This window comes from Escherichia sp. MOD1-EC6819 (assembly GCF_002965765.1).
GTDB lineage: Bacteria > Pseudomonadota > Gammaproteobacteria > Enterobacterales > Enterobacteriaceae > Escherichia > Escherichia ruysiae.
Window position 1 is genome coordinate 230,074 of record NZ_PTRG01000005.1, and the last position, 14,916, is coordinate 244,989.

The following is a 14,916-nucleotide window of genomic DNA, read 5'->3' on the forward strand; positions in this document are numbered from 1 at the left end:
GGAAAGGGGGAGTGAGAAATCACTCCCCTGATTTTTATACAGGGAGCACAATGAAAAATATTCTCGCTATCCAGTCTCACGTTGTTTATGGTCATGCGGGTAACAGTGCGGCAGAGTTTCCGATGCGCCGTCTGGGCGCGAATGTCTGGCCGCTGAATACCGTTCAATTTTCTAATCATACTCAATACGGCAAATGGACTGGCTGTGTGATGCCGCCCAGCCATTTAACCGAAATTGTGCAGGGCATTGCCGCCATTGATAAATTACACACCTGTGATGCCGTACTCAGTGGTTATCTGGGATCGGCGGAGCAGGGCGAACATATCCTCGGTATTGTCCGTCAGATAAAAGCGGCGAATCCACAAGCGAAATATTTTTGCGATCCCGTAATGGGGCACCCGGAAAAAGGTTGCATCGTTGCGCCAGGCGTGGCGGAATTTCATGTCCGTCACGGTATGCCAGCCAGCGATATCATCGCGCCGAATCTGGTCGAGCTGGAAATTCTTTGTGAACATCCAGTACATAACGTCGAAGAGGCCGTTAACGCTGCGCGTGAGCTTATTGCGCAAGGGCCACAAATCGTATTGGTTAAACACCTTGCACGTGCGGGCTACAGCCGCGAACGTTTTGAAATGCTGCTGGTTACTGCTGATGAAGCCTGGCATATCAGCCGTCCGCTGGTCGATTTCGGTATGCGCCAGCCGGTAGGTGTTGGTGATGTGACGAGCGGTTTACTGCTGGTGAAATTGTTGCAGGGGGCAACGCTGCAGGAGGCACTGGAACACGTGACGGCGGCAGTATACGAAATTATGGTAACCACCAAAGCAATGCAGGAATATGAACTGCAGGTGGTTGCCGCGCAAGATCGTATAGCCAAACCGGAACACTATTTCAGCGCAACGAAGCTCTGAAATACCTCGGCCCACAGCTTCCTGTGGGCCGATGACGATTACTGCAAGCCTTCCGCCGTCAACGCAGCTTTCACCGCCGGTCTTTCAGTCATACGCTGCATAAAGGCTGCAATGTGCTCTAAACCCTCCAGATTCAGTTTCACCGCGTATGCCCAGCGCAGAACCGTAAACAGATAGGCGTCAGCGATGGTGAAACGTTGCCCGCAGATCCAGTGCTCATCTTTCAGCGCGTCGTTAACATACTGCAGCTTTTTCTCCAGTTGTGCACGGGCAGCCTGTTTATACTCTTCCGGGGTATCCGGGCGGAACAGTGGTGTGAACCCTTTATGCAATTCGGTGGCGATATAGTTCAGCCATTCGATGGTTTTATAGCGAGAAATACTGTTTACCGATGCCAGCAACTGGCGGTCGGGAACACTGTCAGCAAGATACTGCATAATTGCTACGCCTTCCGTCAGCAAAGTACCATCGTCCAGTAGCAACGCAGGAACCTGTCCCTTAGGGTTAATGGCAAAGTAATCATCACCGTTCTCGAGACGTTTTTTCATCAAATCCACACTGACGAGCGTAAAGTCCTTTCCGCTCTCACGCAGGGTGATATGGGAAGCAAGAGAGCAGGCGCCCGGTTTGTAGAACAGTTTCATCGGTAACTCCTTTTGGCTGTGGTTTAAAGTATGGTAGTGCGTTGCTGAACAAAAAAAAAGCCGCTAACGAAAAGTTAGCGGCTTGTAAAAGAGTTTCCCTGAAATTTACGCTACGGCAGCTTTCGCCGCTTTGTCTGCAGCATCGTCCTGGGTCATGCGATGCAGTTTCGGCGCGGTCAGCAGCATCAGCACAGCAATAACGGCAGTGGCGACACCAATCTGCAAGAACACGCGACCATACACTTCCAGCGACATCAGCGGATCGGTTACGTTATCCGGAACAGCCATCATACCCGCAACATAACCACCAATCAGGTTTGCACCGGCAGTGGTCAGGAACCAGCTACCCATAATGAAGCCCATCAGACGCTGCGGAACGAGCTGTGCAACCATCGCCAGACCCAGACCAGAGATCATCAGTTCACCGATACTCTGCAGGCCGTAGCTAGCTACCAGCCAGCTTACAGAAACGATACCGGCGTCAGACGCGAATTTCGCACCCAGCGGCAGGATCAGGAACGCACCAGAACACATCACCATACCGATTGCAAACTTGGTCGGCATCGGCAGGGTATCGCCCATCTTGTTATAGATAGCGGCCAGAATCGGGCTACCAATGATGATCCAGAATGGGTTCAGCGCCTGATACTGCTCTGGCTCGACGGCCAGACCAAGAATAGTGTGTTCAACGTTACGAATCGCAAAGAAGTTCAGCGACGTCGGCATCTGGCTGTACAGCACGAAGAAGATGATTGCTTCAAGCATCAGGATGAAGGCGACGATCATTTTACGACGCGCAGCACCTTTCATGGCGAACGCTTCTTTACCGAAGATAACCACGATACCCAGGGCAACAACGCCCAGCGCCATACGTGCTACTTCCTGGTTGTGCAGCAGCCAGGTTGCAACTGCGATCAGGGCTACAACACCAATAATGGTCAGCAGCAGGTTACGGTAGTTGACTGGTTCAAAGTCAGGTTTTGAGCCGTACTGCTTAACCCAGCGTTGGCAGAAGGCGAAGTTAACGATAGTGATTAACAGACCTACTACGCTAAGGGCGAACGCGACGCTCCAGCCATATTTGGCAGCCAGCCATGGGGTTGCAATCATAGAGAAGAAAGAACCGATGTTGACGGACATGTAGTACATGGTAAATGCACCGTCCAGACGCGGGTCGTTTTTCTCATAGCAAGTAGAGAGCAGCGAAGACGGGTTGGCTTTAAACAGGCCGTTACCTACGGCAATAGCCGCCATACCCATATAGACGATACCGGCGTCGTGGCCAGACCATGCAACCAGCGCATAACCAATGGCCAGTACAATAGCACCAAGCATAATAACGCGTTTAGTACCCAGTACCTTGTCACCTAACCAGCCGCCGATAGCGACCAGACCATAAACCAGGGCGCTAAAGGAAGAGAAAAGGGTGATTGAATCCGCTTCAGACATACCCAGTTGTTTAACCAGGTAGACAGCCATAATTCCTTGTAGGCCGTAATAACCAAAACGTTCCCATAACTCAATCGAGAAGATGAGATAGAACGCCTTCGGTTGTTTGAAAGCGTTCAAACTGACGCTTTCTGTTGGTTTTTGGTTTGCAGTGGACACTTTTACCTCTTTTTTTACATCCCATATTAACGGGGGTGCTTTCTCGCGTGATGTCTAAAAAACATACGCGCAATTGTTATAGTGGGAGGGGAAACGGCAGGTAATGTTCACTATCTTGCACTTTCAGACAAGTCCTTTGTAATAATCTGTTACATATAACTGACGTGGAGAATTCATCGGCTCCGGGAAATGTTATCCAGCGTTAAATTTTTCAAAAAACGTAAAGGCAGATTTTTTCACTACTGAGACAGGGTAATAATTCCAGTTTGGCGATATGTTCTGCTATAAGGTGTTTTATGTAGTGGGATAGTCCATTATCTGAAAAATAGCCAGTGTAATGTTTTGTAGGTTTCAGGACGGATTGAATCAATGCTTTGTCAAATTTAACTTTTAAAATGCATTCTTTTTACATTTCAGTATCAGTGTGATCTTGATCACGAATAGATAGAAAATTTCGCTATTAAAAAAACAATTAACCTGCATTTTTGGTTATTCACAAACGGATTGCCTGATGATGCCGCAGCGAGGCGGCATCATTAACGTTAGAGGGATGTTTTTGAAGAAGATAAGGAAAGGTAATGAATGGGTAGACGCCACCATCTATTTGTGTCAGATGTCAACTTTCTCTTTGTATTCACAAAGATCTTCAATAATGCAGGAGCCACAGCGCGGCTTGCGGGCAATGCAGGTATAACGCCCATGAAGGATTAACCAGTGGTGGCAATCGACTTTAAATTCTGCCGGAACCACTTTCAGCAATTTTTCCTCAACCTGCTCGACATTTTTTCCTGGCGCAAATTGGGTGCGGTTGCAGACCCGGAAAATGTGGGTATCTACAGCGATGGTCGGCCAACCGAAAGCGGTATTCAACACCACGTTAGCTGTTTTACGTCCAACGCCGGGTAAGGCCTCCAGCGCCGCGCGATCTTCCGGAACTTCGCCATTATGCTGTTCCAGTAAGATACGGCAGGTCTTAATGATATTTTCCGCTTTGCTGTTATATAACCCAATAGTTTTGATATACGTTTTTACGCCTTCAACACCCAGTTCGAGCATTGCCGCAGGCGTATTAGCCACCGGGTAGAGCTTCGCCGTCGCCTTATTAACGCTGACATCGGTGGCCTGAGCGGAAAGCAGTACGGCAATCAGCAATTCAAAAGGCGAACTGAAATTAAGCTCGGTTGTGGGGTGAGGATTGTTCTCACGCAGACGTGTGAGGATCTCCAGGCGTTTTGCTTTGTTCATCAGACATTCCCTGTTTCACCGTTCGGCAAGCCGCGTTCGGCGATTGCTTCAGCGCGGCGCTTTTTCATTTTTTCATCAATCAGATATTTCACTGCCAGCATCAGTCCCAGACCAATAAATGCGCCTGGTGGTAACATTGCCAGCAGGAAAGGGGAATCAGTGTGGAAGATCTCCACCCGCAATACTTTTGCCCAGTTACCCAACAGCGCATCGGCACCGTCAAACAACGTTCCGTTGCCGATGATTTCGCGTAGTGAACCCAGCACGAACATTGCGCAGGTTGCGCCCATGCCTATCGAAAAACCATCAAGAGCCGAAAGCGCCGGACCTTTTTTGGCGGCGAAGGCTTCAGCGCGACCCACAACGATACAGTTAGTGACAATCAGTGGAATAAAAATCCCTAACGATTGATACAGGCCGAAGGCGTAGGCGTTGATCAGCATCTGTACGGCGCTGACCACCGAGGCGATGATCATGACGTAAATGGGGATACGGATCTCAGCTGGCGTCCAGTGACGCAGCGTCGAGATAGTCAGGTTGGTAAGCGTCAGCACCAGTGTCGTCGCAAGCCCTAAACCCAGAGCGTTGGTGGCAGTGGACGTGACCGCCAGCAGTGGGCAGAGGCCAAGCAACTGAACCAGTGCGGAGTTGTTCTTCCACAACCCCTGAACAATAACGTCTTTAATTTCGCTCACGCTTTATTCTCCACAGGCAGGAAGTTGAGAAAGTTGTGACGGTAACGTCTGAGCGTACAATCCGGCGCGTTTTACCGCATTAACCACCGCGCGGGGAGTAATCGTCGCGCCGGTGAACTGGTCGAAATCACCACCATCTTTCTTCACCGCCCAGTGCGCATCATCCGCACCACTGATTTTTTTACCCGCAAAATGGGTGATCCAGTCAGAAAGGCGCAGTTCGATTTTATCGCCAAGCCCTGGCGTTTCGTGGTGCTCTGTCACGCGTGTGCCAAGTACCGTGCCGTTAAAATCGGCTCCCACCAGCAGCTGAATCGCTCCGGAATAGCCATCTGGCGCGGTTGTTTCCAGAACGGCGGCTACCGGTTTGTCATCCTGTTTGGCGATGTAAACCCGATGCTCACCTTTACCTAACTCTGGCGCAGTGACCAGATAGCAACTCTGTGCCAGCGCATTGTTATAGCGTTCGGCTGGCAGCACCTGATCAAATAACGCCTTTTGTTGCAGACTGGCCTGTTCAGCAATCGTCGTTTTGGTCATCTGGTTGATGGCCGCAGTTAACCCTGTTGAACCCGCTGCAAATAGCGCCAACGTAATGCCGTGTTTTCGGATAGTTTTCAGCATGGTTTACCCTTTGCGATGGCCGTAGACGCGCGGACGCGTGTAGTAATCGATCAGAGGAACCGTGATGTTCGCCAGCAGGACGGCAAAAGCCACGCCGTCAGGATAGCCGCCGAAACTGCGGATCAACCAGACTAATAAGCCCGCCAGCGCGCCGAAAATAAGACGACCACGATTGGTCGTAGAAGCGGTAACCGGGTCAGTCAAAATAAAGAATGCGCCGAGCATGGTTGCTCCAGACAGCAGATGAATTTGCGGTGCTGCCAGTGTTTCTGGTGAGAACAACCAGCCCAACGTTGCGCATAACGCCAGCGTTACTAAGAAGCTGACCGGAATATGCCAGCGAATCGCTTTCTGCCATAGCAACCACACGCCGCCAATCAGCCAGGTGAGGTTTACCCATTGCCAACCAGCACCCGCCAGAATACCGCTGTAGATCGGATACTGCATAATCTGCTCAACCGAATGACCGGCGCGGACAGAAGTTTTGAACGTATCCAGTGGCGTTGCCTGGCTAATGCCATCAATACCTAAGCGTAGCGTGTTCATATCACCGCCGCTGGCAGTATGACCGCTGAAGATAACCTGTATGGCGTCGATGAAGCCAGGGATGTTGACCGCAATTTCATGCGGTGGCAGCCAGCTGGTCATCTGCACCGGGAAGGAGATCAGTAAGACCACATAGCCAATCATCGCCGGGTTAAACGGGTTTTGCCCCAGACCGCCGTACAACTGTTTAGCGATGATCACCGCAAACACCGTACCCAGCACGACCATCCACCATGGTGCGAGGGGCGGAATACTTACGGCGAGTAACAGCCCTGTTAAAAGCGCCGAATTATCTTTTAAGGTTGTGGAAACAGGCTGTTTGCGCAGTTTCAGCACAAGAGCTTCGGCTAAAAGTGCACTGACCGACGCCAGGAGGATCTGAACGAGAGTACCCCAGCCAAAAAACCAAAGTTGCGCAGCGATTCCGGGCACGGCTGCGATCAGTACCAGCAACATAATGCGCGATGTCTGGCGCTGGTTATGGGTATAAGGGGAGCTAGCTATTCTGAATACCATTTAGTCCTCGTTTACAACCTTTTGCTGAGCGGCTTTTTTGGCCTGAACGCGGGCGATAGCCGCAGCAACTGCCGCTTTGCGCGGGTCAACCTGTTCTTCTGGTTCTGCGTTTGCCTGCTGCTGCTCCAGCTTGCGTGCTTTGGCGCGGGCGATAGCAGCTTCAACGGCGGCCTTGCGCGGGTCAACCTGTTCTTCTGGTTCTGCGTTTGCCTGCTGCTGTTCCAGTTTGCGTGCTTTGGCACGGGCGATAGCAGCTTCGACAGCGGCTTTGCGCGGGTCAACCTGTTCTTCTGGTTCTGCGTTTGTCTGCTGCTGCTCCAGCTTGCGTGCTTTAGCGCGGGCGATAGCAGCTTCGACAGCGGCTTTGCGCGGGTCAACCTGTTCCTGCGGCAATTCGTTAGCAGGTTGCTGTTCCAGCTTGCGTGCTTTAGCTCGAGCAATTGCGGCTTCTACTGCTGCTTTACGTGGATCAGCAACTGTTGCGGTGTCGTTAGTTTGCTGCAATTCTGCCTGTTTTGCTCTGGCTTGTGCTTTACGGGCTTCCCGTGCCGCAATAATCGCGCTGTTATCCGGGCGTTCACCCGCTTTAATCACAATCGGTTGCGTGGCCTGAGCTTGTTTTTCTTTCACACGTGCCAGTGCGGCAGCAACCGCATCTTTGTCTTTGGCTGCCGGTTGGACTGCTGCGCTCTTATGTCGTTCAAGACGCGCCGCTTTTTCGCGTTCCAGGCGTGCCTGACGAGCTTCAAAACGCGCTTTAGCTTCTGCGGCGCGTTTCTCTTCCTGACGAATGGCGGCAATCTCGGCTTTTTCCTGACGGAAATATTGCACCAGGGGAATATTACTCGGGCAAACCCACGCGCAGGCACCGCATTCAATGCAGTCGGTAATGTTATGCGTGGTGGCTTTGTCGTGCTGTTGACCTTTGCTGAACCAGTACAACTGCTGCGGCAAAAGATCCGCAGGGCAGGCATCGGCACAGGCGCTACAGCGGATGCAGCTTTGTTCTTCCTGCGGTTCGCCCAGCTCACTGGCGGACGGAGCTAACAGGCAGTTGGTGATTTTGACTACCGGTACATCCAGCCACGGTAAGGTAAAGCCCATCAGCGGGCCGCCCATAATCACCATTTGATCGGCAGAAGGGCAGAATCCGGCATCGTTCAATAAATGACGCACCGGCGTACCCAGACGCGCCCAGACGTTGCCTGGACGTGCAATCGCTTCGCCGGTCAGCGTCACCACGCGCTCGGTAATCGGTTCACCATCGATTACTGCGCGTTTTACTGCGTAAGCCGTGCCAACGTTTTGCATTAACACGCCGATATCCGACGAGCGACCGCCGTGCGGCACTTGTTTTCCGGTCAGGATGTACGTTAACTGTTTGGCGCCGCCGGAAGGATATTTGGTTGGAATCACCCGCAGAGAAATATCGTGGGAATCCGCCAGCACCGCGCGAAGCATGGAAATCGCCTGCGGTTTGTTATCTTCAATACCGATAAGAATTTCGCGCGGCTGTAAGATATGCGCAAGAATGCGAATGCCTTCCACCACCTGAGCTGCGCAATCCTGCATCAGACGGTCATCGGCGGTAATATACGGTTCGCACTCGGCTGCATTAATAATCAAGGTTTCGATTTTATCGCCGCCGCCCTGTAATTTAACGCCTGTCGGGAAGCCCGCACCACCCAGCCCGGCGACGCCAAACTGATGAATGCGTTCAATTAATTCTTCCCGGCTGCGTGAGCGGTAATCGGTCCAGCCGTCACGTGGGAACCAGCAATCTTCACCATCGGCATCAATAATCACGCTTAATTCAGCTAAGGCTGAAGGATGAGCCGTAGAATGGGGCGCAATAGCCGTAACAATGCCAGACGTTGGCGCGTGAACTGGCAGCATTTTACCGCGACCATGGGTAAGCGGCTGGCCGCGCAATACTTTATCGCCGACGCTAACGCACAGCTCACCTTCAGCGCCAATATGCTGTTTCAGTGGAATGACAAAACGCTGCGCCAGTGGAACCTGGCGCAGGGGAGTACCGTTGGACTGGGTTTTCATCTCCGGTGGATGGATGCCGCCGTTGAAATCCCAGATTTTATTTTTTTTGAATGCAGAGAATAACTTAAGCATGGTGTTCCACGGGAATAATGCGCACGGGAATGGTGTTCAGATCCCATTTCCAGGAGTCAGGCGTTTCTGCGACCGGTTGCAACGAGATGCAGTGCGTCGGGCACGGGTCAACGCATAAATTGCAGCCCGTACAGAGCTCACTCATTACCGTATGCATGGCACGGGTAGCGCCAACGATGGCGTCTACCGGACACGCCTGAATGCACTTGGTGCAGCCAATACAGTTATTTTCATCAATAACCGCCACCATCCGCGCAGGCGTCAACTCTTGCGCATCGCCATCCAGCGGCTGCGGCTCGACATTAAGCAGTTCGGCAATTTTTAGCATTACAGCTTCGCCGCCAGGGGCGCAGCGGTTGATTTTTTCACCGTTACAGCTGATGGCTTCGGCATAGGGGCGACAGCCAGGATAACCGCACTGCCCACACTGGCTCTGCGGTAAGATTTCGTCAATTTTCTCAACGACCGGATCGTCTTCCACCGCAAAACGGCGGGAGGCATAACCCAGAATGGCGCCAAACGCCAGACCCAGCAGGCTCACGGCGGCAACGGCAATCCAGATAGCATTCATTACAACTTCACCAAACCACTAAAGCCCATAAAGGCCAGAGACATAAGACCTGCGGTAATGAGAGCAATGGCATTACCGCGAAAAGGTGCCGGGACATTAGCCACAGCAAGGCGTTCGCGAATGGCGGCGAAAAGCACCATCACCAGCGAGAAGCCGACAGCAGCAGAAAAACCGTACAGTGCCGACTGCAAGAAATTGTGTCCGAGATTGATATTCAGCAATGCCACGCCGAGCACCGCACAGTTGGTGGTGATAAGCGGTAGAAAAATCCCCAGCAGTCGGTAAAGCACCGGGCTGGTTTTACGTACCACCATCTCGGTGAACTGCACGACCACAGCAATCACCAGAATAAAGGCCAGGGTGCGCAGGTAAATCAGATCGAGCGGGATCAAAATCCACGTGTCGATAAGCCAGGCGCAAATAGACGCCAGCGTCATCACAAATGTTGTTGCCAGCCCCATGCCCATTGCGGTTTCCAGCTTTTTGGAAACGCCCATAAACGGGCAAAGCCCCAGAAACTTGACCAGTACAAAGTTATTGACCAGTACAGTTCCGACAAACAGTAACAGGTAGTCAGTCATTTTTCGGCCTGAAATAAAAAAGCCGCCTATTATCCGTTAATCCAGAGCAGGCGACAACAGGTTAACTGTAAGGTTATTACGGATTCACAAACGTCGCTTTCACCCGCGACGAGCGTTTGAAATAGGGGACGATCAATGCGGTTGCCAGCAAAGTAAACAGCAACTGGCGAACGGCGACACCATCTTCAACTGGCGAAAACGCAAAGGCTTTAACCGCCAGTAATACGGAAATCAGTAACCAGATAATATAGTGTTTAGGAACACAACGCCGGCGTTTAAAGAACGCGATAGTTAACCACAAGGTGTAATACCACATGGCAATAGCGGTAATAAACGAAACGCCCCATAAGATTTGCGTCGTCATTGTTTGTTCGCCGAGCGTTTTAAATGTTTGAGGAGAGGATAACGCTGCACAGTACAGCAACAACGCCAGCGTCGTACTCAATAGGGCGACTAACAGCCAGGCCAATGGCCCAAGCAACCAGCCTCCAATACGTTGTGGCGTTGTGGTGATCATACGTTCTCCAGAATAGCGACAGCAAACAGGCAAATCTAATTTTAGGGGCGTTATTATAAGGCTTTTATAACCAATCGCTACTTTCTTTATTGAACATAGTGCCAGACGGACTTTGGAACCTGTCCAAGGTCAAACAATCGACCGCCAGAGACCAGTTCAGCACGGCGGTGATCGGCTGCGCGATACATATTGATAATATCCTGATCGTCCGTCAGGGTGTAATTAAGGTGGTCGTAGAGTTTTTCCAGACTTTCGAGAGAATTGATTTTACGAAACTTTAATAAGTATTCCTGAGCAGTCATAAAAGATCCATAAAATAACTAATACCAAAGTGGTAGGCATTATATGTTATGATAAAATTTCACCAGCGGTGAACGCTTTTGCAATAACAATAATAAGAATGTGCTGATGGCAAATATTCAGGGATGAAATACTGCTAATAAAAGAGTAACGCGCTTTACTATTCCTGACAATCGTCAACTCCATCGAGCAAGATAATAAATTCCTGGTTTAAATACCTGTCAAGTTAAAACATGCACCCGAATGGCTGCATGTTGTCTTGCAAACGCAGAGATTACTTGTGTTGCACCTGGGTACTCTGTTCTGGCGGCTGGTAGTTGTCAATGTGACTCGCCACGCCAAGAAGAATGACTGAAACAACAAGAACGATCCAACCTGTTAATTCAATAAGACGATTCATTACTGCCCACATCTATGTTGATTGATCCATTAACTAAGGCCGTAAATGTTACTTAGCAATAATTGCTCCAGCAAGATTTTTACTGATGTTTTTGCGATATTTATCTTTTTCCTTCGGAAAATTAGCTATTTTTTTGACTTAAGTTAAATAACATCCCTTATTGCTGGCAGGTTATTAAACTGTTGAGAGAGGGTAAAGGATAGTGTCAAATAGCAATCATACTTCAATGAGAGGCAATGACATGAGCGACAACATCCGTGTTGGGTTGATTGGGTACGGTTATGCGAGTAAAACCTTCCATGCGCCCCTGATTGCGGGCACGCCCGGGCTGGAGCTGGCAGTTATCTCCAGCAGTGACGAAACAAAAGTAAAGGCCGACTGGCCAACGGTTACGGTTGTCTCTGAACCGAAGCATCTCTTTAATGATCCCAATATTGACCTGATTGTCATTCCTACGCCCAACGATACTCATTTTCCGTTAGCGAAAGCGGCGCTGGAAGCGGGTAAACACGTAGTCGTTGATAAGCCCTTTACCGTGACACTGTCACAAGCGCGAGAACTGGATGCGCTGGCAAAAAGCCTTGGACGCGTGTTGTCCGTGTTTCATAACCGTCGCTGGGACAGTGATTTTCTGACGCTGAAAGGATTACTTGCGGAAGGTGTGCTGGGTGAGGTTGCTTACTTTGAGTCACATTTTGATCGTTTCCGTCCGCAGGTACGCGATCGCTGGCGTGAACAGGGCGGTCCTGGCAGCGGTATCTGGTACGATCTGGCACCGCATCTGCTCGATCAGGCCATTACGTTGTTTGGCTTACCTGTCAGCATGACCGTGGATTTAGCACAGTTACGTCCAGGAGCGCAGTCGACCGATTATTTCCACGCCATTTTGTCCTATCCACAACGGCGGGTTATTTTACACGGCACTATGCTGGCGGCGGCAGAGTCGGCGCGTTATATCGTTCATGGCTCTCGCGGCAGCTATATTAAATATGGCCTCGATCCACAGGAAGAACGCTTGAAAAATGGCGAGCGTCTGCCACAAGAGGATTGGGGCTACGATATGCGTGACGGCGTACTTACCCGCGTTGAAGGTGAAGAACGTGTCGAAGAAACACTGCTGACGGTGCCGGGAAATTATCCGGCTTACTATGCTGCCATTCGTGATGCGTTGAATGGCGATGGAGAAAATCCGGTTCCGGCAAGTCAGGCAATCCAGGTGATGGAGCTGATTGAGCTGGGCATTGAATCCGCCAAACATCGCGCGACGCTGTGTCTGGCGTAAATAATGTAGACATTCTTGATGAGTTTAATGCCTGATACGACGCTTACGCGTCTTATCAGGCATGTTCTTATTTCCCCGCTACTTTTTCTTTCAGTGCGCGTTTTTCCTCTGCACTGAGGAAAGCCATTTCCAGACCATTAATCTGCGCCTGGCGGATTTGCTCGCGGGATAACCCAGCAGCCGGCGCGGCAACGGTATATTCGTGAATGATATCCACGCCCTGTACGCCTGGATCGTCAGTGTTAATGCTGGCACAAATACCATGCTCAAGGAACGTTTTCAGCGGATGTGCCGCCAGAGACGCTACGGTGCTGGTCTGAATATTTGAGGTCAGACAAGATTCAATACCAATTTGCTGTTCAGCGAGGAAATCCATCAGCGCCCGATCTTCAATGGCTTTTACGCCATGTCCAATACGCTGCGCCCCCAGTTCACGAATAGCCTGCCAGATGCTTTCTGGCCCGGCGGCTTCGCCCGCATGGACAGTAATATGCCAGCCTGCATCACGCGCGCGATTGAAGTGAGAAAGGAACAGACTCCCCGGGAAACCAAGCTCATCACCGGCTAAATCCAGTGCGGTAATCTGATCGCGATGAGCTAAAAATGCTTCCAGCTCTTGCTGACAGGCGGCTTCGCCAAAGGTTCGGCTCATAATACCGATAAGTTTCGCCTGCACGCCAAAGGTGCGGCAACCTTCACGTACGCCATCAATGACTGCTTCAACGACGCCTGCGACAGGCAACTGATGCGCCATCGCCATATAACCCGGCGAAAAACGCAGTTCAACATAGTGCAGGCCATTACGGGCAGCATCTTCTATATTTTCAAACGCCACGCGACGGCAGGCGTCGAGCGTGGCAAGAACTTTAACGCCCCAGTCAAGTTTGGTCAGAAAGCTAACCAGATCGGGTTCGTTGGCGATGACCTGAACGTGAGGGATCAACGTGTCCAGGGACTGTGCAGGAAGCGAGATATTATACTGGCGGCCAAGTTCAAGAATGGTCTGGGGACGAATGTTGCCATCAAGGTGGCGATGGATATCGGTTAATGGCAGGGTGGTATCAATCATGGTCGCACTCTTTTTCTGTATATAAAAGTGCGCACCATTATAAAAACAAAACCGGGTAAAAATCTACGATTGCGCAACGATTATTTACGTTGCGCAATCGTAATCAGCGTACAGTTCGGATGGCGTTAATCAAACCGGCAATACCTTTTTCCAGTTTTGAACGCGGGCATCCGGCATTGAGACGAACAAAGCCACGACCCTCTTCACCGTAGGTATATCCCGGCATGATCGCTACTTTTTCTTGCTCAATCAGGGCTTTTTGCAATGCGTTGTCGTCGATATTCAACGGACGTAGATCAAGCCAGGCCAGATAAGTGGATTGTGGTAGCTGCCAGTTGAGTTCCGGGAACGCTGCATTCATCGTATTTGCGATATATGTCAGATTGTCTTGCAGATAGACACGTAAGGCATCCAGCCACGGCGCGCCTTGTTGATAGGCGGCAATATGGGCGGTAAGCGCCAGTACGGCTGGTGAGGACAATCCATCACGACCTTTCAGTGCCGATAAATACGTCTCGCGACTATCGCTATTTTCAATGATGCCGTAGGCTCCGGTCAGAGCGGGTATGTTGAAGCTTTTTGAGCCAGAGGTCAGCAGCGCCCAGTTTCCGCGCGCCACGTTACTCCAGGGAATATGCGGTTGCTCGCCCCATACCATATCCATATGGATTTCATCGGAGATAACGCGCACATCATGCCGTTCGCACAGGTCTGCCATTATCTCCAGTTCGTCACAACTCCAGACCTTACCGGTGGGGTTCTGCGGGCTACACAGGAGCATAATTTTACACTCCGGTTTTGCCAACACCGCTTCCAGTTTGGTCATATCGCAAAACCAGCCGTCTGCTCGTTTCTCTAAAGCAACGGGCATCACGGTGCGCTGATTACCTTCGATGGCTTTGTAAAATGCGTCGTAAGCTGGGGTATGGATCACTACACCTTCACCGACAGCAGACCACTGGCGAATCAATTCCGACACCATATAGATAACAGAAGGACCATAAACCACCGACTGCGTATCAATGGCGGTGTTATGCTGGGTGGAGAACCAGTGGGCAATAGCCGCGAGAAACTCATCGTTTTTCCAGCGGCTGTAGCCAAATACACCGTGCATCAGACGTTGATTAAGCGCCTCGATAATGCAGGGGGCGGTGGCAAAATCCATGTCTGAAATCGTGAACGGTAACAGGTCAGCAGTGCCGAAACGGTCAGCGACATAGTCCCACTGTGTACACCATGTCCCATGACGATCCACGACCTTTGAAAAATCGAACATATTT

At 50.9% G+C, this 14,916-nt stretch carries 16 protein-coding genes; 2 read left to right on the top strand and 14 right to left on the bottom strand.

The features are described 5' to 3' along the window. The first annotated feature begins 50 nt into the window (after positions 1-50). Positions 51-911 (top strand): pyridoxal kinase PdxY, encoded by an 861-nt coding sequence (pdxY, locus tag A7Z06_RS09155; protein ID WP_000789746.1) that lies wholly within the window; start codon positions 51-53, stop codon positions 909-911. Between the two features lie 38 nt (positions 912-949). On the opposite strand, the gene gstA is transcribed toward pdxY, so the two are convergent. From gstA to blr, 12 genes are all read right to left on the bottom strand, one after another. Then, positions 950-1,555 carry a glutathione transferase GstA gene (gstA, locus tag A7Z06_RS09160; protein ID WP_000765736.1) on the bottom strand — a complete coding sequence of 202 codons (606 nt, stop codon included), beginning with the start codon at positions 1,553-1,555 and terminating at the stop codon, positions 950-952. Between the two features lie 105 nt (positions 1,556-1,660). After that, on the bottom strand, positions 1,661-3,163 hold the full coding sequence (gene dtpA, locus A7Z06_RS09165; protein ID WP_000100947.1) for a dipeptide/tripeptide permease DtpA: 1,503 nt from the start codon (positions 3,161-3,163) through the stop codon (positions 1,661-1,663). A gap of 609 nt (positions 3,164-3,772) precedes the next feature. Beyond that, positions 3,773-4,408, bottom strand: coding sequence for an endonuclease III (gene nth, locus A7Z06_RS09175; RefSeq protein WP_001030339.1), 636 nt, complete (start codon positions 4,406-4,408; stop codon positions 3,773-3,775). Beyond that, positions 4,408-5,103: an electron transport complex subunit RsxE gene (gene rsxE, locus A7Z06_RS09180; protein ID WP_001289640.1), complete on the bottom strand. Its 696-nt coding sequence runs from the start codon at positions 5,101-5,103 to the stop codon at positions 4,408-4,410. The genes nth and rsxE overlap by 1 nt, the downstream gene beginning before the upstream one ends. Before the next feature lie 3 nt (positions 5,104-5,106). Next, on the bottom strand, positions 5,107-5,727 hold the full coding sequence (gene rsxG, locus A7Z06_RS09185) for an electron transport complex subunit RsxG (protein ID WP_000920799.1): 621 nt from the start codon (positions 5,725-5,727) through the stop codon (positions 5,107-5,109). Between the two features lie 3 nt (positions 5,728-5,730). Next, positions 5,731-6,789, bottom strand: coding sequence for an electron transport complex subunit RsxD (rsxD, locus tag A7Z06_RS09190; protein WP_000231899.1), 1,059 nt, complete (start codon positions 6,787-6,789; stop codon positions 5,731-5,733). Then, the gene (gene rsxC, locus A7Z06_RS09195; protein ID WP_105279400.1) at positions 6,790-8,916 is read right to left on the bottom strand and encodes an electron transport complex subunit RsxC; all 2,127 of its coding nucleotides are present in this window, start codon (positions 8,914-8,916) and stop codon (positions 6,790-6,792) included. Then, positions 8,909-9,487: an electron transport complex subunit RsxB gene (gene rsxB / locus A7Z06_RS09200; protein WP_000991800.1), complete on the bottom strand. Its 579-nt coding sequence runs from the start codon at positions 9,485-9,487 to the stop codon at positions 8,909-8,911. Before rsxB ends, rsxC begins: the two co-directional genes overlap by 8 nt. Further along, complete coding sequence (rsxA, locus tag A7Z06_RS09205; RefSeq protein WP_000133182.1) at positions 9,487-10,068, bottom strand: electron transport complex subunit RsxA; 582 nt, start codon at positions 10,066-10,068, stop codon at positions 9,487-9,489. The genes rsxB and rsxA overlap by 1 nt, the downstream gene beginning before the upstream one ends. Before the next feature lie 76 nt (positions 10,069-10,144). Then, positions 10,145-10,585: a DUF2569 domain-containing protein gene (locus tag A7Z06_RS09210; RefSeq protein ID WP_010348242.1), complete on the bottom strand. Its 441-nt coding sequence runs from the start codon at positions 10,583-10,585 to the stop codon at positions 10,145-10,147. An 86-nt stretch (positions 10,586-10,671) separates the two neighbouring features. After that, entirely contained in the window at positions 10,672-10,887 is a 216-nt protein-coding gene (ydgT, locus tag A7Z06_RS09215; protein ID WP_000126621.1) for a transcription modulator YdgT, read from the bottom strand. Positions 10,888-11,159: 272 nt separating this feature from the next. Next, positions 11,160-11,285 carry a division septum protein Blr gene (gene blr, locus A7Z06_RS09225; protein ID WP_032155957.1) on the bottom strand — a complete coding sequence of 42 codons (126 nt, stop codon included), beginning with the start codon at positions 11,283-11,285 and terminating at the stop codon, positions 11,160-11,162. A 241-nt stretch (positions 11,286-11,526) separates the two neighbouring features. On the opposite strand from blr, the gene A7Z06_RS09230 reads away from it, so the two are divergent. After that, positions 11,527-12,567: an oxidoreductase gene (locus A7Z06_RS09230; RefSeq protein WP_001282509.1), complete on the top strand. Its 1,041-nt coding sequence runs from the start codon at positions 11,527-11,529 to the stop codon at positions 12,565-12,567. 67 nt (positions 12,568-12,634) lie between these two features. Here the strand turns inward: A7Z06_RS09230 and add are convergent, their stop codons facing one another. Together add and malY are read right to left on the bottom strand one after the other, a co-directional pair. Then, positions 12,635-13,636 carry an adenosine deaminase gene (add, locus tag A7Z06_RS09235; protein WP_000567476.1) on the bottom strand — a complete coding sequence of 334 codons (1,002 nt, stop codon included), beginning with the start codon at positions 13,634-13,636 and terminating at the stop codon, positions 12,635-12,637. Between the two features lie 103 nt (positions 13,637-13,739). Further along, positions 13,740-14,912 carry a bifunctional maltose regulon transcriptional repressor/cystathionine beta-lyase MalY gene (gene malY, locus A7Z06_RS09240; protein WP_000459365.1) on the bottom strand — a complete coding sequence of 391 codons (1,173 nt, stop codon included), beginning with the start codon at positions 14,910-14,912 and terminating at the stop codon, positions 13,740-13,742. Positions 14,913-14,916: the final 4 nt, after the last annotated feature.